Raw genomic sequence first — 22,890 nt, 5'->3', positions numbered from 1 at the left:
TTTCTGAAAATTTTTATTCTATGCCTGTTAACCGCAATGCTCTTATCCGTTACCGGACTATCGACAATTGTCTCCGTCATAAATACAAGAAGTGGACGCTTGATGACCTGATAGAAGCATGTTCAGATGCGCTTTATGAATTCCAGGGAATAGATAAGGGTGTAAGCCGGCGGACGGTACAAGCTGATATAGAAATGATGCGCAGCAATAAACTGGGGTATGAGGCTCCGATTGTTGTCGTGGATAAAAAATTCTATACCTATTCAGACAAGAATTACAGTATTACGAATATCCCCTTAACCAATCAGGATATGCAGGTGCTTACAGAGGTGGCAGATCTGCTGAAGCAATTTAAAGGCTTCAGCCATTTTACGGATGTGAATGAAATGATAAGCAAACTTGAAGATAAAATATATGTGCAAAAAACGGCAGCGGCACCGGTGATCGATTTTGAAAAGAATGATAACCTGAAAGGCCTGGAATTTATAGAAGTGATCAGGAAATCCATTATTTCTCAAACGGCGCTGTGCATCACTTACCAGTCATTTAAAGCCCGGCAGGCAAGTACTTTTTGCATCAGCGCCTATTTACTGAAGGAATACCGGAACCGCTGGTTTGTACTTTGCAGCTCACACCAGAGAAATGCACCATTGCTGACGCTGGCGCTCGACCGGATCATCAGCATTGAACCCGATTCAGGAGAGGCCTACAGGCCTAATACCAAGGTCGACTTATCGACCTACTATTCAAATCTGATTGGGGTTACCAAGTCTCCCAAGCAGAGCGATTGCGAAGTAGTGTTCCAGGTAGATCATGAAAATGCACCATACGTGATAACAAAACCTCTTCATCATACGCAAAAGTTGTTAACTGAGAATGCAGATGGTAAGGTGTTCAGTATCCGCGTTGTGCTGAACTACGAGTTGGAGCGTGAGTTATTAGGCTTTGGCTGCAGATTAAAAGTTCTGGGTCCGAGGATCCTCGTAAAAAAGATCAGGGAAAACCTCAGGAAGGCATTGGAATGTTACCAGGAGATTCCCGAAAAAAGACCGGCATAAAGCTTTGACCTCTGTATAGGATCTCCGCTTTATGCCGGATAATATTCTGTAATAAATAGAATTACGGGTTAGAGGGCGTTACCTTCACCAGCTTCGCCAGGTCTATTGCGCGTTGGGTAACTGCATCAATTTCCGTGTCGGGAGAATCGTATGTAAGGACCACTCCCATCCGGCGGTAAGGCCGCGCAACAGGTTTGCCAAACAGGCGGATATCCGCTTTAGGCTGAGCAAGTACCTGCTCTACACCTGTAAATACGGGTGCACTCCCTTCGGACTGAGCAAGGATCACAGCGCTGGCCCCATTTCGCTCATGCGTAATTTCAACTATGGGCAGGCCCAACACAGCCCGGGCATGCAGTTCAAATTCCGAAAGGTTTTGGGTACCTGCCATGGTAACCATTCCTGTATCGTGCGGTCTTGGAGACAATTCTGAAAAATAGACTCCTTCATCGGCAAGAAAGAACTCTACGCCCCATATACCGGATCCTGTAAGTTCGCGGGTTACTTTAGCAGCCATTTCCTGCGCTTCTTTTAAATGCTCAGGACTTATTTGTGCTGGCTGCCAGCTTTCCTGGTAATCCCCGTTTTCCTGGCGATGACCTATAGGCAGGCAGAACAACGTGATTCCACTATCCTGCGTCACCGTAAGCAGTGTTATCTCCGAGTTGAATTTCACGAATGCTTCAACAATCACTTCCGACTGGTCACCACGCTTGCCGCTCTGTGCGTAATCCCAGGCTTTTGCAATGTCAGCTTCTTTCTTAATTACTGACTGACCTTTGCCAGAGGATGACATAAGTGGTTTCACTACGCAAGGCACGCCAACCGCTTCAACCGCGAGCTGAAGTTCTTCCAGATTATTGGCGTAGCGATAAGCCGCAGTGCGCAAACCAAGATCTTTGGCAGCCAGATCTCTGATAGCCTTCCGGTTCATAGTAAAATTGGCTGCTTTAGCGCTTGGTACGACGCGGATACCTTGTTTTTCGTAATCATAGAAGCGCTCTGTACGGATGGCTTCTATTTCAGGAACGATAATATCTGGTTGGTGTTTAGCAACAATGCGGTCCAGTTCCTCACCATCCAGCATGTTAATCACTTCGCGTTCATCAGCCACCTGTTGGGCAGGTGCATCATTATATGAATCTACAGCTATAATATATTGTCCCAGTCTCTGGGCTGCTATGACAAATTCCTTACCCAGCTCTCCCGAGCCCAGCAACATGATCTTTTTTTGCATAAAGCTTAAATATGAAGGATCAAAGCTACGAAATGCGGTTTAAAAAGGCGATTTTAATGCGAGTTTCGGCGTCGAGGGCTATGTTATAACCCCGTCGGGGTTATCCATTTCGTTGTGCTGAAGGAGTTGATTGTTTGGTTTAGTTAGCCGTTAAAATTAGCCGTTGATGCCATCGCTCTTAGACCCTGTTTCACTATAACATCAACGGCTAATAAGAAAATCTCTGCTACTTGCCTATAAGAGCAGCTGCGCACCAAAGGTAAGGTGCCTGACCATGAAGGTCTCCCGCATTGCGCGGACGATCATGGTAATATTGTTTATCGTTCTTTTTACCTGTACCGATACACACTTCTGTTACGTTATTCCGTTCGTCGATGTAAGGTACCATAGCTAACCATGCTTTGCGTGCCGCCGGAGCATATTCCACTGCATCAAGCCATCCTTCCTTCACACCCGCGATGAAAGCGTAGGTAAACATGGCGGTACCTGAGGTTTCAGCCCAAAAATCAGGCTGATCAATGAGCTGGTTCCACATTCCATTTGGTCTCTGGTACTCTTTAAGGCTTTTCATCATCTTCAGGTAACCTTCCATTATACGGGCACGGTCTTTATGATCTTTTGGCATCACACGTAATAAATCTGGCATCCCTACGGCCATCCATCCGTCTCCCCGTCCCCAATAATAAGGGACGTCGGGAGCATGATAAAAAAGTCCGTTCGGACGTTGCAGCTCATCCAGGTACATAACCATTTCCCTTGCTGCCCGGTCGAGATATTTGCGGTCGCCAGTTACCTTATAGGCTTCATTTTGCACAACAGTGATCATATACATATCATCTATCCACAGGCGTGTCTGCCAGGAAAAACCTTTATCGGCCCAGGCTTTTTCTTCCTGCTTTGCATTCTGAGGCAAGGTCCATTGCGAATCGGCATACTCCAGTCCCATTTTCCGGTAACGCTCGTCCTTTGTGATCTGGTAGAGCTTCAGTGCCAGGCTTCCGAACATGTTGTAATCCACATGGTTCATTGGCGGCAACAGGGCTTTTTCTCTCGAAAAGAACGGTTCAAATTTATCCTGCAAAAGCTTGATTAGCTTCGCGTCCTTTGTTTTCAATGCGTAATCCAGAGCACCGTTCCAACTGCAAACTTCGGCGTAATGAATGTAACTGGCTGCATAAAGTTCGTGCCTGCCATCCACAAAGTGATAAGCCAGGCGCTTACCTACTTCTTGGGGAGTGGAACCCTTGGGAAAGCTCGCAAGGTCTTTCTGCCGGGCAATCAAAAATTGAAAAGAGAGTACTGCAAGCAGCGATAAAAATAATCTTCTGTACATGGTTATGGGGTTATATCGAACTTTACTTTATTGAATTTATTAAAGAAAGCCTCCTTCTACATACGCAAAAGGAGGCTAAAAATAATGCTTTATGAATACGCGATAGTCCGTACGTTTATAAAATGATCCGGAGCATCGAAGTATATATCGTTATTAGCTATTACAGGCTTAGTTAGTTTTATCTTCATCTGCCACAGCTTCTTCCCACTTATCCCACTTAGGCGTATTAGCATCATAACCATCATAACCATAGTTCTGGCTAAGTCTCCCTTTGGTGTTAGCAGTTATCTCGGAGTATGGAATTGGCCAATACATGTTTTTTTTATCCATAGTATAATTGGGGTTACTATTGCCAGTAGCATTGATTTGTATCGGTCCTTTATTGTACATACTATAGTGCACGATACGTTGGTACCAATAGCTTCCTCCTGCAGTGCCCGTACCACTCTGTTTATCAAAATTCTCAAGACTATAGGTATTACCCCATTCATCGGGTTTACCACTCCGTGCAAGACAAAGCGATACTCGCTTCAGTTCTACATTACGCCATTCTTCCCAATACAATTCACGAGCACGCTCGTTCATAATATCTCCAATCGTAACAGTGCCCTGATATAGCTGGCTGCATTTCGCCCTCTGCCTAAGCACATTCAGATCGTCTTTAATAGTTCCATCAGAAGGATTTAAGTAGTATTTGGCCTCTGCCCGAAGCAGATATGCTTCGGCCAACCGATACAAATACCAATCGGCAATTCCCCCATTTGTCGCCCCTCTGAGGCCGTCAGAGCCACTAATATTAGCTTCATTTACTGGATCATCCAGAAAAAACTTATAATGAGGGACATCATACCAACGCCGGATAGTGTCACTGCACAACAGTTTTCCGTTTGCCGGATTGTACAATGTAAGTGGTTTTCCAAACTCAGAAGACGCTTTGTTATTAACACGATAATCTTCCATCCGGATCCAATTACCAGACTGAGAACTATGACGCAGGTCGGTCGCATCCATCACACCATTAACACGCCATAGAGAATTGGTTTGAAAATAAGTAGGACGAAAAGTACCTATGCCACGTCCGAATGCCCGCATGTAATCATAATTTGGATTGTAACTTGCATCATTGCGTCTAATATTTAACAATGCCTGCTTACCATCTTTTGTCTGTACTCTATTGTCAAAAGCAAAAGGATATAGAACCCTCATAGTTAGCATTTTAATAAAAGATTCAGCTTCTGCCCCCCGATTAGGTATCCCCATGACAACCTCTTTATTTGCTGATATCAGTTTATTTTCGGGACGATGTAAATCCCAAATTACATTCCGGGTAATCTGCCATGTCTGTGGTTCACCACCATCGTTGAATGTACCAAAGTTATCCTGCATAAGCGAATAACCGGACTGATTAATTAATATATCGGTCTGTTCCTTTGCTTTTGCATATTCCCCTATTGCCAGATAACATTTTGCAAGTAACATACGGCAAGCTCCCTTATTTACAAGGCCGATCAAGCTCATATTTTTTTGCTCAGGTACCCACTGCACCGCGAATTCCATATCCTTGGTAATCATTTGCAGAATAGCCTCACGGGTTGTACTCCTATAGTTTAGCTTAGGCTCCTCTAATATCTTGGTGATAAGCGGAACGTCTCCGTACTGAAAAACTAAAGCCATATAGCGAAAAGCACGGTGAAAATAAGCTCGCCCTCTGTAAGCGTTTCGGGTGGGTTCGTCTAGGCCGGGCACCTGATCTACGTATTTTATAATAGTATTAGCATTCATGATGCCATTGTAGGTTTCCTGCCAGTAATGCCAGATACTATTTGTTCGATCCAAGTTATTAGTAGTACTATTATCACTGGTAGGAGTAAGCATATTCGCCACGTCACAAAGCATGCTCCGCTTGTCGGTTGCTGCAGCAACCATTAATTCTGAGAAAATGTATTCCGTACCCAGGGTAAGCATTTCATTATGATCTGTTGCATAATATTGTTTGAGCTGACGGTCAGCTATCGCCTGGACCGCCATTAGACCAGCTTCCGATGTAAAGGTTTCATCAGGTTCATAAACGGAAAGAGGATCGGGCTTCAAAAAATCTTTTGTACAGCTACTAATCAGTATTGAACCACCTAAGAACAGGGTGAGACCAATATATATATGACTCAGTTTTTGAGTTATCTTTTTCATACTTATTGTTATTAATGGTTAGAAAGTTAAATTCAGTCCTAATGTATAGACACGTGTTGCCAAACCTCCCCCTTTATCAAATGCAGGATCAGTTTCCGGATCACCATATTCCCATTCTTTTGTCCAAACAGCAGCATTGCGGACTGTACCGTAAAGTTTAACACTTCCTAATTTCCATTTTGAACTCCACATTTTAGGTAAAGTATAACCTACAGAAATATTGTCAAGCCGAACAAACGAGCGGTCATACAATTTTTGAGCTCCGGAAGCCCCTGTAGGTCCTTTAGCTTCGATGCGTCCATAGTCATTGGTTGGATTATCCGGGGTCCAGTATTCCTTTGCAGGCACGTTTTGCAGAGCATAAGTCATACGTCCCCCATCATCATCGTTATTGAGGTAAGCACCTGCCAACCTTTTCTGTCCTATATAGGAGTAAATATTGAATGAGAAACTCAGATTTTTGTGAAAGACAAATTCATTTCGTATTGACCAATGGTAAGGTGACGTGGATTGCCCAAGAAATTCTTTATCCTTATCATTGTACACGGGAGTTACCGAACCGTCGGCATTGACAACATCATCTGCTGTATAATTATTAGCTACTTTGGGATCCCCAGGTACCTGGCCATATCTTTTTGCTTCTTCTACCTCATTAGCCTGCCAGATTCCAGTGACGCGGTAGTCCCAAATTGTGTTAATCGATTTTCCGATAAACCAACCGTTCTTTATATCGTCCATCTCTCTTCTGCCTGTTACATTACCTTCGGAATCCACAATATTCTCATATTGATAATAGAGATGCTTTATTTCATTCTTATTATAGGAGAATCCAAGAGTAGTAGACCACTGAAAATTATCCTTACGAATATTGAGAGAATTTAACGCCACATCAATTCCATGATTATCAACCTGCCCCAAATTGGTGGTAATGTTATCAAATCCTGTAGCCTTAAGCAGACGTTGATTCATAATCATATCATGTGTTTTCATGACATAGTAATCTAAACTACCGGATATGCGGTCATTAAGGAATCCAAAATCGAGTCCAAAATTTAAGGACTCTGTCTTCTCCCATTGCAACGATGCATTCTTTAATCTATCAGCCATTAAGTACCGATATAAAGATAATTGCCCGGAAGAGTTAATATAGCCCTGCATTTTGCCAGCACCTTCAGAAAGGTTTGAGAGAGCGACGTATGGATCCTCAAGCGAGCGGTTACCATTTTCGCCGTAGGAAACACGTAACTTCCCGGTACTCATAATATCAGTCCATTTGAAGAACTTTTCGTTTGTAAATGCCCATGCCAACGCTACCGATGGAAATGTAGCATAGGGATTTGAGGTGCCAAAAGCAGAATACCCGTCTCTACGGATGGACGTGGTCAACATGTAACGATTGTCGTAAGAATAGAACAAACGAGCCAACAGTGCATCTGCTGTTTGATGCGTATCTTCACTTAGGAAAGTGCTGTTTTCTTTTGTACCGTTCTTAGTGTTATGAAAGCCTAATGCATCAGACGGTTTTATGTTGCGGGCTTCGATACGATCTTTCCAGAACCGGCGCTCTTCGGCTTCCTGCACAAGGGTAAGATTCAGGTGATGCTTTTTATTGAAAGTGTAGTCCCAATTGATAGTATTATTAAACGCCCAGTCAAAACGTTTTGCCTGTTCCCTGTTTGCTCCTCTGGATGCGGGATCGGAGCCTGGTAGTTGCGCCGACATAAAATAACGATCGTAGAAGAATTCATACCTAGGTGTCGCGTTGAAAGAGTATGCAATATTAAAGGGAAGTTTTACTTTGGCATTAAAAATACTGTTCAGTATCGTGTAGCCTTTTTCCAGTTCCAAATATTGTTTATCAAAATTATAATTATAACCTCTTTGGCTATATTCAGAACTCAGAGGAAATTGAACTGGGTTACCAGCCGCATCAGTGTAATCAGCATACGGACTATTGCGCAGGAAATAATCCAGATCAAGGTCAACATTACCATCAGATCTATTTTGAAAATTTACATTTGCACCGATTTCCAGCCAATCAGTCACATTGGCATTCACTTTCATATTAGAGCGAACGGCCTGATACTGATCACTTATAACGGCCCCCTGGTTCTTCAAATATCCCATGGATAAATAATAGTTTATTTTTTCACCTGCGCCGCTAACACTGGCATTATAGTCCTGATTAAGCCCTGTTCTATAAGCTATATCAGCCCAGTCGACAGTCTTACCGTCAAGGAAGTTTTGAAGCGCATTACCTCTGAATCCCAACCTCTTTCCCCAGATACTCTGATCTGACTCACCTGCTTCATTGGATGTGTAAGCCCTCCATGCATCCAGAGAAACAGTTGAAGGCAGTTGGTCAGGCCTCATAAAGAAGCCAGGTTGGCTGGAGTAAACTCCCGCTTGGTATGCTTCATAAGCACCAGTTTGAGGATTCACACCATATGTATTCTTTGTAAACCAATCCTGACGATGCTGCAAATATGAGTCTGTATCAAACCTTTTCCGGTAATCACTTTGTTGAGTGGTACCTACATTCATTGTCATATTGATCACCGGTTTTCCCTGCTTACCTTTCTTGGTGGTAATAATAATCACACCACTCGCTGCTTTTGATCCATAAACGGCCGCAGAAGACGCATCCTTCAAGACATCTATCTGCTCAATATCATCGGGATTGATTTCGGAAAGCTCTCCGTAGAACAACATGCCGTCAAGGATAAGCAGCGGATTATTATGTCCACCTTTATCATAAACCGAACGCTGACCGCGGATCTGCATGGTACCACCTCCCTTCGCAGAAGCATCGTATCCTACCTGTAAGCCAGGGGTACCACGCAGGATATCCTGAACTGTTTTCGGATTTTCATTTGCAATCTTGTCTGGGCGGATTTGAATAACAGAACCGGTGAGGTCCTTCTTTTTCATTGTTCCATATCCTACCACAACAACCTCCTCCAGTGCTTTACTGCTTTGGTTAAGTTTAATCTGGAAATCCGTTTTATTTCCAACTGCAATTGTTTGCGATTCATAGCCGACATAAGACACGGAAAGGACAGCGTTAGGCGATACCTGAAGTTTGAATGTTCCATTCATGTCAGTACTCGCTCCTGAAGAACTGTTTTGAACCTTTATTGCAACGCCCACCAACGCTTCACCAGTTTTAGCATCCGTTACAGTTCCTTTTATAGCTTTGTTTTGTCCTAATACCAGAAATGGCACCAGGAACGCACATATAAATAAAATAACCCCTCGTGCTGTTGTTATTCTATTATACAATAAGTAGTTCTTGATCATAATAAAAAATGAAATGTTAATTTTCTGATTTTAATTGGTGTAAATAATTCGCCGATAAATCATCCGTCGGCTATAAATGCGGCAAGTAAATTTAGTTTCATAAAATCCTTTTTTCATTCCCCTCCCTTTATACTACCGCAAAAGGGGGGCGAACATAGTTTACTATTGGGTTTATATGAGCATATTTTTTAAAGGTCTTGCTGTAAAAGTTCTAATATTTCATCCCTTCAATAATCAGTCATGCTCCCATGAGCCAAAGTAAAGGAATGGTCACTTTATAATTTGTTCAACCTTTTGTCGATTTATCTCAACTTTGAACAGCCTGATTCGGACATCTGAAGTCGTGATTTTACTGCTTTATAGAAACGAAAATCATAGGCTTATGAGTGATAGGTAACTCGTTCCTGTTACCGATGATTTGCAACAAAAGCGCCCTGAAGCTTTTTCAGGCCGCTTTTGTTATTAAGTTACTTTAGGGATAAAACTTTATTCCCCAACAGGAATCGGTATATCAACACCATTTGCCACAGCTGTACCAAAATTCGGCGAACCATCTGAGTTCCATGTCAGCTTTTGCATTCTCGGCGTCCTTGAACCGGTGTTATTCGGAGCACTGCGTGCATGGTAAATAAACCAGTTTTCAGTTTTAGATACCCCATTGGGATCGGTGTAACTACTGGTGAAGAAACCATTATGACCGGGTCCATACACAGAATTGGCATCGTTTCGCACAAATACCTGCTTTTTATTTATCCAGTCGGCTGCTACTGTTGGATCTCCGCCGGCCTTCAGCTGTATCTGACCCAGGCAATAATCGTCACTGGTATAACGGCTGGCAGAGAATATTACAAATACCGGGCTGCTGGCATCTTTCTGCAGCATAATAGGCCCTTCATTCACTCCGGCGCCTATTGAGCTTGGTTCATGCTTTTCCCAGGTATTGGTTGGAGAAGAGATCTTCACTCTCGGACCGCTTATAGTCCATGGGTTCGACATGGGGGCCAGGTAGATATATTGCTTGTACCTGGAGGCAACGCTTTCCCAGCCAGACCAGATGAAGTAATTGGATGAGCCAACGGTCAGCACGGAACCGTCAATTGCCCATTGGTCACTCGGGTCAGTAATTTTACCCTTGAATGTCCAGGTACCGGTAGTGGGATCTGAATTGGAATTTTCGAGTACGAACATGCGGTGGTTATCTCCGTTTCCATCATTTGCAGCAAAATAGATATACCACTTGCCTGAAAGGAAATGCAGCTCGGGAGCCCAGAGATTGGAAGAATGATCTGTACCTGAAGGCGGTGTAAATACTACTACATCTGTTGCATTGGCCAGTAAAGACATGGAAGTGGTCTTTCTGATAGCTAAATTACTGCCACGGGTATACATGAAATAGTAATTACCGTCCTTCTGTGCAACATAAGGATCTGCCCTGCTTGCATTGATCAGCGGATTCCGAAAGTTAACGTTATGAAAATTAAATAAGTCCTGAGTGCCGCTTATGGTGGATAGCTGCCTTATTTTCCTGCCGGGGGTACTATCGCCGGGATCTACCGCCATTTTCATACCGGTAGCTTTGTTAGTAAGAGAGAAAAGATTTGTACTGCCGGAGGAATAAGCGATTGTCCAGAGCTGCGAGTCGGAGCCGTCATCGGTAGCCTGCTGCAAAATATCACCCGAGGTAGCTGAAGGAGACTCGAGGCATTTATTACTGGTCATATTGATCAGTTTGTAATACGTAGCGTCAACTTTCACAAGCTTCCATTTCTGTCCGCTGTTAGGGAACCATCCCCATTGCTGGATTTTTGCATTTTCGGCAGTTGAGTTACCGGTTACTTCCACTACCGGCCCGCCTGGTAACGATGACACTCCCCTGATGCGATAAACCGCGCCGTCTATAAGTGTGCCTAATGGTGGTGCATCACTTGTTTTGGCACCGTTCTTTTTTGTCCCCCCATCACCTGAATCATTTTCACCTTTTAGCGTTTCTTTTTGGCAAGCAGCTGTTAAAAGAAGAAAGGCTGCCAGGATTGCGGTAAAAGATCTTTCTTTCATAAGAAAAGTTTGTGTACCAGCAAAAAATACGGATTACAGGAAACGATGATTTGCGGTACTGTTTATAAATATGGTTAATTGCATATCAAATTAAAGGAATAGTGCGTTTATATTCTGTTCATATTTTTGTCGATTCGTCTCAAATCATCTTACAGAAAGGACAGCTAAATCACGATAAGCCACTTATAATGCTTTGGGTATTTATACCTGGCAGCTAAAGGACGACAACAAACCGGCCTATTTATTTATCTTTGATATTCGTATAACTCATGCGGTTTCTTTTTTCACTTTTTCTTTGCCCGGCAATGATCCTTTTTGCAGTTCTCACCTGCAAAGGGCAATCTTACTATTTCAAACATTATCAGGCGGACGATGGGTTGGCCCACAATTCGGTCACCTCTATTATACAGGATAAGAAAGGACTGATATGGGTGAGTACGCGGGGCGGGCTAAACCGTTTTGATGGCTATACATTTAAAACGTTTAAAGACAAAAAGAACAAATTCGGCAATATCGGCAACAATGTCATAACCACTATTGCAGAAGATAAAAACGGGATGCTGTGGATAGGGACAGGTAAAGGACTCTTCATGTTTAACCCCTACCTGGAAACCTTTACTCCACTGGAAAAGGCGTTCCAGACCTTTATCCTCCGTCTTTTGGTTGACAGCGAAAACAACTTGTGGTACCTGGCAAATGCAACCGTTTACAGGTATAACCAGAAAGAGAAGAAGGTTGAAGATCTGAAGATCCGCGCCTCGCGTATTGCCATTGACAGCAGGAAAAATCTATGGGTTGGTGATGATGATGGCGTCATCAGCATCTATACTCCTCAGATTAAACTAGTCAAAAAGGTCCGGATCAGCGATCCGAACAGTCCGGCCAACTCACGCTCTATCAGCAAGATCCTTCCGGTCGACGAAAACACAGTATTGATTGGATGTTTTAAACAGGGGCTAAAAAGCTATAATATCAAAACGGGCGAAGTCAGGACACTCCCGTTGCGCTCACGGGACAACAATGATGTATATGTCCGTGATATCACAGCCGGCGGCAAAGATGAGTACTGGATAGCTACCGAATCAGGTATCTACATTTATAATATCGCAACCAATACAAGTATAAGCTTGAGGAACCGGGCAAGCGATCCTTATTCTATTGCAGACAATGCCGTTTATGCAGTATACAGGGACAACCGGGGCGGCATGTGGGCCGGTACCTTCTTCGGCGGTTTAAATTATTATTCAAAGGAAAATGCGCGGTTCGAGAAATATTACCCGGTACCGGGTACTAACTCCATATCCGGCTATGCAGTTCGGGAAATTTGTCCGGATAACAGGGGCAATTTATGGATCGGTACTGAAGATGCGGGACTTAATAAGCTTAACCTCCGAACAGGAAAATTCACGAACTATACATCGACCGGAAAAAAAGGCGATATATCTTATCCCAATATACATGGACTACTCGCATTAGGAGACCAGCTATTTATTGGCCCCTTCTTTAAGGGACTGGAAATAATGAATATACGCACCGGACAAGTAACAGACAGGTTCAGGCTTATCGGTGAAAAAGACGACAAAGCAAGTGACTTTGTTCTCTCCATTTATCTCACCAGAGACAGTACCTTACTTATCGGCACAGCCTATAACAGGTCAGGCCTGTTTTCTTACAACAGAAAAAGTAAAACGTTTACCCGCATTCCTGAAATACCTCTCAATTCTTATGTCTTTGACATCAAAGAAGACAGCAAGGGAAACATCTGGGCCGGAAGTGTGGTCCGTGGTGCATTCTACTATAATCCCAAAACAGGCGCTCATGGGAACATTCGCTTCGGAGATACTGTCAATAATAAGATCATAAATGAATTTGCCGTATATGGTATCCTGGAAGACAGCGATCATGCTATGTGGTTTACAACCGAGGGAGGAGGACTGATCAGGTTAAGTCCTGACAGGAAAACAATAAAAAAATTCAATACCGAAACAGGTCTGCCCACCAACATATTATTCCGGATGCTGGAAGATGATTCCAAACATCTCTGGATCAGTTCGCTCAAAGGTCTGATCTGTATGGACCTTCGCACGGAAACTTTTAAAGTTTATACGAAATCCAATGGATTGATCACCGATCAGTTCAATTTCAATTCTGCATATAAAGACAACAACGGCAAAATGTATTTCGGGTCGGTAAAGGGGATGATCGCTTTTAATCCGAAAGATTTTGAACGGAAAGAACAAGGACCGCCCACGTATATCACGGGGTTTCAGATCAACAATAAAGAGGTGGTTCCCAACACAGAAGATAGTCCGCTTAACAAATCTATCCTGTATACCGATACCATCGTTCTTCCCTACGATCAGAATAATTTCAGTATTGAATTTGCTGCGCTGAACTATTCATCTCCTGAAGTTACCCGGTATGAATTTTTAATGCAGGGACTTGATAAAAACCGTACGTATCTCAGCAGGAACCGTAAAGCTTACTTTACGGATCTATCAGCGGGAAACTATACTTTTATCGTGAGGGCAAAGAGTAATGTAGGGAGTTGGACTGGTCAGGAACGCCGTCTTTTCATTAAGATCCTTCCCCCTTTCTGGGAAACCAATGCAGCTTACTTCTTCTACTTACTTATATTGGGATTCTGCCTGTTCTGGTCTGTGCGTTACTACCATCGTTATATTGAACGTAAAAACCTGAATAAGCTGAAACTATTTGAACACGAAAAAGAGAAAGAGATATACCAGGCCAAGATTGAGTTTTTTACCAACATCGCGCACGAGATACAAACGCCTATCACGTTGATCCTGGGACCGGTCCAGCTCATGGCAGCTAAAACATCGGAGGAAAGCATGAAAGGCAGTTTACGCATGGTAGAACGAAATGCGAAACGTCTGGCAGAACTGACCAGCCAGCTGCTTGACTTCCGGAAAACCGAAATGAACCAGTTCGGTTTAAACTTCGTGAACACCGACATTAACGGTCTGCTGAAAACCCAGATCGAAGCGTTCAGACAGGAAGCCGAAAAAAACAATATAACTTTAAACGCGGTGTTCCCTGCCACTCCTGTAGTTGCCTTTACAGACAGGGAAGCGCTGATAAAGATCTGCAGTAACCTGATTTCGAACGCTATTAAATATGCTGCAACAACGGCCAAAGTAAGCTTAAATGAGGTTCAGGCGGGTGACGATCAATTCACCATTCTGTTCAGCAATGATGGAAAAGGCATACCTGAAGAATTCAGTGAACGCATATTTGAACCATTCTTCAGGTTACGCGGCAAAGACAAACCTGGAACCGGGATCGGGCTTCCTCTCGCTAAATCACTGGCAGAATTACATAATGGTTCGATTAAATTGATATCAAGTGATACCAATATGGTGGTTTTCCAATTAACTTTACCGGTTCATCAGGAATTTGAATTTAAACTAAGCAATTGGAAAAAGATAAAATGAACATGACATACAGAATTCTGATTGTAGACGACAACGAGGATATCCTGGAGTTTTTGTCTCAGGTTTTGGGTGACACCTATAAACTGTATCTTGCTGAAAACGGAGAAGCGGCTCAAAAGATATTGGATACTGAAGTTGTTGACCTCATCATATCAGATATCATGATGCCGGGAATAGACGGATTCGAGCTTTGCCGGCTGGTTAAAACGAATGTAGAATATTGCCATATCCCTGTGGTGCTGCTAACCGTAAAAAACACTTACCAGTCGCATATTGAAGGATTAGAGGTTGGTGCCGATCTCTATATCCAGAAACCATTTTCTCCTGAGCTACTGCTGGTACAGATTGCGAATCTGCTGGCTAACCGGTTAAAGATAAAGGCGCATTTCGCAAGCTCGCCTTTTGAGGATGTCCGCGTTATGGCTCACTCAAAAACAGACGAGGCCTTTCTGAAGAAGCTGGATGATTATATCCGCAAAAACCTCAAAGATCCTAATCTGAATATTGATCAGCTCGCTGAACACATGAATATGAGCCGGCCTACTTTTTACCGGAAGATCAAGTCTCTTTCTGCGTTATCACCAAAAGAACTGATAGACGTGACGCGGCTCAAAAAGGCTACAAAGCTCATTGCTCAAAATGAGTTCTCAATGTTTGAAATTGCAAAAATGGTGGGATACGGCAGTCAGAGCCTCTTTAATAAAAACTTCCAGAGATATTTCAATGTACCACCGCAGGAATATATCAGTTCACTGGGAAAAGATAAAAAAGAATAAAAAAACCCGGGGAAAAGCCCCGGGATCTATTAGCACGCTACTATTGACATGAAGCGGTTCAGGTCTGTTTTACATCTTTTCTAAAAGGGCAACAGTGCACCAGAGATAGGGAGCCTGCCCATGATAATCACCTACATTACGGGGGCGATCATAATAATACTGTTTGTCGTTCTTCTTATTTGTTCCGACACAAACTTCCCTCACTGCACCGTTCTCATTAATATACGGGACCATCGCCATCCAGGCTTTCCGGGCTACAGGTGCATATTCCTGTTTATCCAGCCATCCCTGCTTCACTCCTGTAATCATAGCATATGTAAACATAGCTGTACCTGATGTCTCAGCCCAGCATTGTGGGTCGTCGATCAACTGATTCCACATACCGGATGGAGCCTGGTGTTCTTTCAAGCTCTTCATCATGGTCAGATAACCCTTAAGAATACGCGGGCGGTCTTTGTTATCTTTTGGCAGATAACGAAGCAACTCTGTCATACCTGCAGCCATCCATCCGTTGCCACGCCCCCAGTAAAACGGTACATCAGGAGCATGATAAAAAAGTCCGTTAGGGCGCTGCAGCTCATCCAGGTAAAGTACCATTTCTTTGGCCGCCCTGTCTATATACTTCCTGTCTTTGGTCACTTTATAAGCCTGTGTTTGTACGATGGTGATCATATACATATCATCAATCCACAGGCGTGTTTGCCATGAATAGCCTTTTTCAGCCCATTCCTTTGCTTGTGGACTGGCATCTTCCGGAACAATCCATTGAGTATCGGCATATGGCATTCCTAATTCGAAGTATCGCTTTTCCTTTGTGATCTGATAAAGCTCCAGAGGTAAACTTCCAAACATGTTCAGATCCACATGGTTCATAATAGGCAGCAACTGCTTTTCAGTCGTAAACAGCGGCTCAAACTTATCCTGCAAAAGCTTGAGAAGCTCTTTATCTTTTGTTAGTGCAGCAAATTTAAGGGAACCATTCCAATTGAACGTTTCCGGGTAGCTGATCCATTTCCCTGCATGAAGCGCATGTTTTCCACCTACAAAACGGTGTGCCAGACGCTTTCCAACTTCCTGGGGTGTATAGCCTTTCGGAAAATCCGTCAGAAGGTTCTTCTGCGCGAATAAAACATGAAAGGGCAAGAGGAGTAATAATGTCAATAATCTTCTGTTCATCTCTGTCGTAATATTAATATTTAAACACTTTACCGTTTACCATCACTTCCTGGGTGGCAGCATCAAATGTTGCCTTTCCGCCAGTACGCACAGCAGCGTTGGTCATGATGTTTGCTATAGAATGCTGGTAGCCCGCCTCTACCGGCGCATTAGGTTCTTTCCGGCTGCGGATGCACTCCAGCCAGTTTCGCATGTGATTGGAACTCAATATATCGGCGCCCGTATTGGCCGAGGCAATCACGGAAGATGGCGCGGCCAGCTTTACATCCGGCAATAAGTTGGGTTTCATGCCCATTGCTGAAGCAGCGCCGGCTGTAAGGCCTCCCTGCGGCGATACCGTATTGGTAATAAGATTCAATTCTCCTCCGTTGGAGTAATAGATCTCAGCAGGTTTTTCGTCCCCGTTATGCATCCGCGATGTAAATACCACCTGGAATCCCTTATTCAAATCGTCAGCCGGACCGTAATCAAAAACGGCAGTTGTGGTATCCCAGTTACGGCGGCCGTCTTTCCATTGATAGATCCCGCCGTTAGCGGTTACACTGCGCGGATGCTGTAAACCGGTAAACCAATGTACAGTATCGATCTGGTGGCTCATCCACTGTCCGGGCATCCCGGAAGAGTAAGGCCAGAACAGCCGGTATTCGAGGTATATCCGCGGATCAAAAGGCTCAAAGGGCCGGTTTAATAAAAACCGCTTCCAGTCGGTATCTTCTTCTTTAAGCTTCGCTACCAGGGCCGGGCGACGCCAGCGCCCTGGTTGGTTGACGTTCCAGCTCAATTCGACCATAGTAATATTGCCAAATTTCCCCTGCTTGATAAACTCAGCGGCAGCCTGATAATTCTGCCCGCTGCGCCTTTGTGATCCTATTTGCAGGATTTGTTTTGATGCCCTTACGGCCTTCAAAGCAGCTCGCGCATCGTCCATCGTTTCTGCAAAAGGCTTTTCACAGTACACATCTTTTTTTGCCTGTACTGCCTCAATAGCATTTAAAGCGTGTGAAAAGTCAGGAGTGCTGATGATTACGGCATCCAGATCTTTCAAAGCATAAAGCTCGTCGTTGTTCCGGCAGGTTTTAACACCATGACCGATCTTACTTTTAATATGCTCTGCTCCCAGTTCCCGGCGATAGCTCCAGAGGTCGGAAACAGCAACCATATCGAAGTTCAGTTCTTTGTAATGGTTCAGAAAACATGGAAACAGCGTATCTTTAAACCTGTCTGAAAAACCCACCACTCCTACCCTTACCCTGTCATTAGCACCCAGAATACTAGCGTAGCTTTTTGCCGTCATGCCAAGTGTTCCTGCGTAGGTACCAGCCGCGGCGATTGCCGCAGTCTTAATAAAATCCCTTCTAGATTTCTCCATTCACCGGTTAATTAAGCTCTTTTATCCTGATGTTTCTATATGAAACTTCATTACCATGATCCTGCAGCAGGATATGGCCTTTTGGCGCTTCACCAAAGTTTTCCCACTTTGCGTATTTGCTTCCTGCAACAAGATTCTTAAACTCCTTCGATCCACGCTCATACTCAACCACCTTAACTCCGTTCAGCCAGTGTTCAACATGGTTATTAGGGTATACTCTTACCTCACCGGAGTTCCATTCACCTATAGGCTTTATCACTGAGGCTGGCTTATTCGATGGGATCAAATCGTATAAAGATGCCAGTTTGCGGTTTCCGTTCTTACCCAGTTTTGCGTCAGGGTGACGGTCGTCATCAAGCACCTGGAATTCCAGGCCAATACCCGACAGTTTGGTTTTTTCCCTTTCTGTGACAAAATACTTAACGCCACTGTTCGCACCTTCAGTGAGTTTGAAATCAAATTTCAATATAAAAGCAGAGTACTCTTTGATGGTCACAATGTCGCCGCCAGACCCCTGCTCCTGTCCGTCTGATGATTTTACGGTGAGAATTCCGTCTTTCATCTGCCAGCCTTTTTCCGGGAAATGGTCCTTAAATAAGGCCCGCCAGCCCTTTGAATCTTTCCCGTTCCAAAGCAGCTGAAAGCCTTCTTTCTTTTCTTGTGTACTAAGTGTGTTGTTCTGCGACTGTGTTTTTGTTGATCTGCTGTTCTGAGCATTTGCAATGTTCACTGCAAACACCGTCAATAATACAGCATAAATGAATCTGTACCTTTTCATGAATTTAAATTAGTGTTCTATGTATGTGTTTATGATGGTTTTCTATTTGACTAGACTGCCAGTAGCATTAACACTACTGTTGGTGCTGGTTAATTTACGGATCAGGTCTGTTTCCTCCTTTTTATAGGGAGTACCATCTGCTCTGAATATTTCATGAAACCACAATTTTGGTTCACCACCATCTGCCATAGGGGTATCCCATGCGTATTTCGTATTGGTTTTCCCGTCGACAAATCCCCAGTTTATAGCCGCAACTTGGTGCTTTTTAAGTAATGGCAACGTGTTGATAAACGTACTGTTACGGGTACGGGCCATATATTCTGTACAGAACAGTGGTTTTCCGTAATACTTCAGCAGCTCTATAGTGCGCAGATGCCTTTCCGGTTCATCATAACAATGGTATGAAACGACGTCGGAGTTAGCCAGCTGAAACCTGTTGAGCTCCTGAAAGCTTTCGCCCCAACTCCAAAGTCCGGCAGTAATTGGCTGATCAGGATTAATCTCCCGTGCCCATGTGAAGATTTTCGTCAATAAAGTTATACTGGTGCCCTTCTTCCCGCTGTTTCCCGGTTCGTTGTAAAGATCCCAAAGCAGGATACGCTTGTCATGTGAAAAGGTCTTCAATATATCTTTCACATACGATTCCAGAGCGGGATAATTTGCAGGTTCATTATAAGCCGGATCGCCCGGATCCTGCATCCAGCCTGAATTATGTATTCCCGTTTTCTTTTCAGGTTGTTTGCCCATTTGAGGGACTTTATTCCAGCAATCATCAAAAAACACAAACATCGGTTTTATGTGATGCTTATCTGCAATGCTCAGAAATTGCCCTACACGTGACTTAAAACCTGCAGGATCTGCTTTGTACGCCAGGCTATGCAAAAATACCCGCATCGTATTCATCCCGAGGCCCTCTGCCCAACCCAGCTCTTTATCTATGGTACGGGGATCAAAAGTGCTGGCCTGCCACATTTCCAATTGATTAATTGCATTTGCCGGTATATAATCAGCGCCTACCAGCCAGGGTTGTTGTTTGTACCATTCGTTCGCTTTTTCTTCCGACCATACCTTAGCCGGTTCAACAACATTGACCTGAGCAAAAGAGGTGGCCTGCAAAATTAAGCCTGCAACAATTAAGGTAAGTGATTTTAATTTCATAAACGTTCATTATGCCTTGCAGATGTAATGCTTGTATACCTGTGCACCTGCGTTGCGTGTTATTATTGGTTTTATTAAGGATCAAAGTAAATCAATGAAACTTATAAAATTTGTTCAATCGTTTGTCGATTCGTATCAGTTTATGAAAAAATTGGGGTTACTGTGCAAGAACAAAGAGTTTTGTCTTAATAGGAAAGGCCCGGATTTGAAATCCGGGCCCTGGTATTGTATGTGCAGAAGAAGGCTCCGCCGACCTGCGTTTCATTCTGAGATTGCAGGCACTACAGTGTCGGAACCACTGGAAGAATAGATCCCTTGCTGTCAAAAAACAGGCGGTCCATACAAACCTCGCGATTAAAGCCCGCTGCATCCCCCATATGTATTCCATCCGGGTAATTAAACCGGTGATAGACTATATACCATTCATCCTTTCCGGGAATTTTCAGCACAGAACAATGTCCGGTACCATAAATACCAAGGGAGGGATCTTTTTGAAGAATCAGGTTATTTTCCGGTATATCTATAGGCCCCAACGGCGATCTGGACGTCCCGTAGCGTACCCGGTAATTTTCACTGCGTGTGTCATCTTCTGACCATAGAAAGTAGTACGTTCCATTCCGGTATATCACATAAGCACCTTCCCTGAACGTTTTATCCGGCGTCAGCACTCTTACGGTGTTTCTCTTAACCGAAATCATATCTTTATTGAGTTCTGCAACTGCCAGGTACCCGTTTCCCCAGTATAAATAGCTTTTGCCGCTTTTCGGATCGTTGAACACAGCGGGATCAATCTCCTGTCCTCCTTTCACTCCTTCAGGTTTAAAATCAATCAGAGGTTTGCCCGAATCCGCAAAAGGACCAGAAGGCCCGTCCGATACAGCAACCCCAATTTTTTGAGCAGCAGTGAAGTAGTAATAATATTTATAACCTCCTTTTACTTTCTTTTCAGTGATGGCCGGAGCCCAGGCATTACGGTTTCCCCAGGAGACATCTTTCTTTAAATCCAGGATAATTCCTTCGTCGGTCCAATTTGTCAGGTCTCCTGAAGAAAATGCTTTAAAATAGTAGCCTCCCCAGCCGTCAAACCCGTCACTGGTAGGATAGATATAATATTTCCTGGTCTTATTGGAGTACAGCACGTCAGGGTCAGCATAAAATCCATCAAGCACCGGATTCTTCCTCATCGTTATTTCCATCCCCTGAGGCACTCCCCAACGCCCAGTCAGGGCTTTTAGTTCTTTACGGGTAACCGGAATAACAGATCCATGCCGGGGATGGAAATCCATCTTTACATCCTGATCTATCACTTTAAATCTATCCAGATCTACCGTTTCGCAAAACTGATATTTTCCCTTGCCATATACGTCGTACATCAGTATATATTTATCCGAATGGTTCAGCTTAAATATACTTGATCCCTCTACAGCATCCCTGGTTTGCTGTTTGTAACCAGGTTGTTCAATCCACTTTCCGGATGTCAGGGAATCGGTAATTGCCAGTTTTATTCCATTCCCATCGCCCTCTGTTTTGTAAAAAAGATAGAAGAGTCCGTTCTTGCTGATGATGTCGCCGTCAATACATGATTTGCCATTTTTAGGACGGAACAAAACCTTAGGCTCTGCTTCCAGGTCAGTAAATGCACTGTTCGCATAAGCATAGTAAATGATATCAGGCCCATTGCCGTGTTGCATGGACCAGTATATCATATACTTACCAACAGTTGAATCATATATGGTTTGAGGAGCCCACACGCGCTTCAGGTTATCATGCCCTTTGTAACGCTGTTGTATATTAATGACAGTATGTTTCCAGTGCAACAGATCATCAGACTTCAAAAGAACCATCGCACGGTTAGAATCCCAGCCTTTTGACGAAGTCATGTCAGTGAGAACCATGTAAAACGAGCGGCCGTCTTCTCCGCGAAGAATATGCGGGTCGCGCACGCCACCTGTGCTGCTGATCTTCTTTGAATCCATAACAGGCTTGTTTTCATTCAACGCCCGGTAGGTGTACCCGTCCGTACTGATCGCAAAGCAAACCGCCTCATCTTCTACTGCGTTTCCTTTGAAATAGGCAAACAGGTAGCCTGCAAAATCTTTGTCTGCCGGACCATATCTATAACTTTGCCCGAAGGAATTTGCAAGAAAACCGGTTATAAGAGTAATGAGGAGCGCTAAGCGCGTGCATCCGTATTCTTTCTTCATCTTAATCATTGAAGGTAATCGTATTGTTAAAATATGTTATAAAACATCTGCAATGGAGTCAAATCACAATATAAGAGCAATGAGGGGAATCCCGCATTGCTCTTCCGCAAAACCGGGTCTTATTTCAGAGCAACTTTTTGTACCGGGGTGTAATAATACTCTCCGGATGAAGTTGATTTAACACCCAGCCTTGCAAATACATAGTCCAGGTTTTTCAGGTTGTCTGGAATCTCGCCCGCGATAACAGTTTGCTGGCCAAACACCAGGTTATCAGCATTACCATCTACCCGGAGTTCGCGTTGTACCTGATCCGTTAATATTGACTTGCCTAAATAAAGGCGCACCAATTCAACCCTGGCATTTTCTACGATCTTATTAACAGCGAACCGCGCCGTAACAGTGTTCCCGGACTTTTGAAAAGACTCATCAGTAATGGTGAAATAGGGTGTTACGGGGACGTCTAAATAGGTATTCCCTTTAACATTCACAATGATCGTATCTGTCGCTTGCTGCAGCCATGGTGAATCTCCTTTGCGAACCAGTTTGTATTTTCCGTCGAACAAACTGGCAGAAAAAGTTCCATCCTGATTGATGAACACTGGTATTAACGAGCGAAGCGGAAAACCATCCTGCCAAAGTTCCAGCTGGGGACCGTTGCTTCGCACACCAACTGCCTTTCCTTCATACACCACCTTCCCGGAAAGCATGGCTCCGGGAGCCTCAAAATTATCATATTCGCAACCTGTAAACAGCAAACCAGCCGTTATGACCAGGGATATTAAAAGCTTACTTTTCATCGCAATA

14 protein-coding genes are annotated in these 22,890 nt (G+C 43.8%); 3 read left to right on the top strand and 11 right to left on the bottom strand.

From position 1 onward, the window contains the following. Positions 1 to 20: 20 nt before the first annotated feature. Entirely contained in the window at positions 21 to 1,058 is a 1,038-nt protein-coding gene (locus DDR33_RS07795; RefSeq protein WP_109415212.1) for a helix-turn-helix transcriptional regulator, read from the top strand. Positions 1,059 to 1,119: 61 nt separating this feature from the next. Here DDR33_RS07795 and purT read toward each other — a convergent pair whose 3' ends face one another. The 5 genes from purT to DDR33_RS07770 form a co-directional block, all read right to left on the bottom strand. Further along, the gene (gene purT, locus DDR33_RS07790; protein ID WP_109415211.1) at positions 1,120 to 2,295 is read right to left on the bottom strand and encodes a formate-dependent phosphoribosylglycinamide formyltransferase; all 1,176 of its coding nucleotides are present in this window, start codon (positions 2,293 to 2,295) and stop codon (positions 1,120 to 1,122) included. 226 nt (positions 2,296 to 2,521) lie between these two features. After that, the gene (locus DDR33_RS07785; protein WP_109415210.1) at positions 2,522 to 3,628 is read right to left on the bottom strand and encodes a glycoside hydrolase family 88/105 protein; all 1,107 of its coding nucleotides are present in this window, start codon (positions 3,626 to 3,628) and stop codon (positions 2,522 to 2,524) included. A gap of 168 nt (positions 3,629 to 3,796) precedes the next feature. Beyond that, entirely contained in the window at positions 3,797 to 5,815 is a 2,019-nt protein-coding gene (locus tag DDR33_RS07780; RefSeq protein ID WP_109415209.1) for a RagB/SusD family nutrient uptake outer membrane protein, read from the bottom strand. An 18-nt stretch (positions 5,816 to 5,833) separates the two neighbouring features. Then, positions 5,834 to 9,115, bottom strand: coding sequence for a SusC/RagA family TonB-linked outer membrane protein (locus DDR33_RS07775; protein ID WP_109415208.1), 3,282 nt, complete (start codon positions 9,113 to 9,115; stop codon positions 5,834 to 5,836). 486 nt (positions 9,116 to 9,601) lie between these two features. Further along, positions 9,602 to 11,170: a family 43 glycosylhydrolase gene (locus DDR33_RS07770; protein WP_109415207.1), complete on the bottom strand. Its 1,569-nt coding sequence runs from the start codon at positions 11,168 to 11,170 to the stop codon at positions 9,602 to 9,604. 305 nt (positions 11,171 to 11,475) lie between these two features. Between DDR33_RS07770 and DDR33_RS07765 the strand changes: the two genes are divergently transcribed. Together DDR33_RS07765 and DDR33_RS07760 are read left to right on the top strand one after the other, a co-directional pair. Continuing rightward, on the top strand, positions 11,476 to 14,625 hold the full coding sequence (locus DDR33_RS07765; RefSeq protein WP_238387711.1) for a ligand-binding sensor domain-containing protein: 3,150 nt from the start codon (positions 11,476 to 11,478) through the stop codon (positions 14,623 to 14,625). Between the two features lie 2 nt (positions 14,626 to 14,627). Continuing rightward, positions 14,628 to 15,401: a response regulator transcription factor gene (locus DDR33_RS07760; protein ID WP_109415301.1), complete on the top strand. Its 774-nt coding sequence runs from the start codon at positions 14,628 to 14,630 to the stop codon at positions 15,399 to 15,401. Between the two features lie 69 nt (positions 15,402 to 15,470). Here the strand turns inward: DDR33_RS07760 and DDR33_RS07755 are convergent, their stop codons facing one another. The 6 genes from DDR33_RS07755 to DDR33_RS07730 all read right to left on the bottom strand — a co-directional run bounded on the left by DDR33_RS07755 (position 15,471) and on the right by DDR33_RS07730 (position 22,883). Continuing rightward, positions 15,471 to 16,577: a glycoside hydrolase family 88/105 protein gene (locus DDR33_RS07755; protein ID WP_109415205.1), complete on the bottom strand. Its 1,107-nt coding sequence runs from the start codon at positions 16,575 to 16,577 to the stop codon at positions 15,471 to 15,473. A gap of 13 nt (positions 16,578 to 16,590) precedes the next feature. Then, positions 16,591 to 17,946, bottom strand: a complete 1,356-nt coding sequence (locus tag DDR33_RS07750; protein ID WP_109415204.1) for a Gfo/Idh/MocA family protein — start codon at positions 17,944 to 17,946, stop codon at positions 16,591 to 16,593. Between the two features lie 7 nt (positions 17,947 to 17,953). Then, the gene (locus DDR33_RS07745) at positions 17,954 to 18,724 is read right to left on the bottom strand and encodes a 3-keto-disaccharide hydrolase (RefSeq protein ID WP_109415203.1); all 771 of its coding nucleotides are present in this window, start codon (positions 18,722 to 18,724) and stop codon (positions 17,954 to 17,956) included. Between the two features lie 42 nt (positions 18,725 to 18,766). Further along, a complete protein-coding gene (locus tag DDR33_RS07740) occupies positions 18,767 to 19,882 on the bottom strand; it encodes a glycoside hydrolase 5 family protein (RefSeq protein ID WP_109415202.1) in 1,116 nt (371 codons plus the stop codon). A gap of 281 nt (positions 19,883 to 20,163) precedes the next feature. Beyond that, entirely contained in the window at positions 20,164 to 22,086 is a 1,923-nt protein-coding gene (locus DDR33_RS07735) for a family 43 glycosylhydrolase (protein WP_109415300.1), read from the bottom strand. 119 nt (positions 22,087 to 22,205) lie between these two features. Further along, the gene (locus tag DDR33_RS07730) at positions 22,206 to 22,883 is read right to left on the bottom strand and encodes a DUF3823 domain-containing protein (RefSeq protein ID WP_109415201.1); all 678 of its coding nucleotides are present in this window, start codon (positions 22,881 to 22,883) and stop codon (positions 22,206 to 22,208) included. Between the last annotated feature and the right edge of the window lie 7 nt (positions 22,884 to 22,890).

It is taken from the genome of Pararcticibacter amylolyticus (assembly GCF_003130405.1).
Taxonomy (GTDB): domain Bacteria; phylum Bacteroidota; class Bacteroidia; order Sphingobacteriales; family Sphingobacteriaceae; genus Arcticibacter; species Arcticibacter amylolyticus.
The sequence above is the reverse complement of the archived record's forward strand: the minus strand, read 5'-3'. Positions and strand labels throughout refer to the sequence as shown.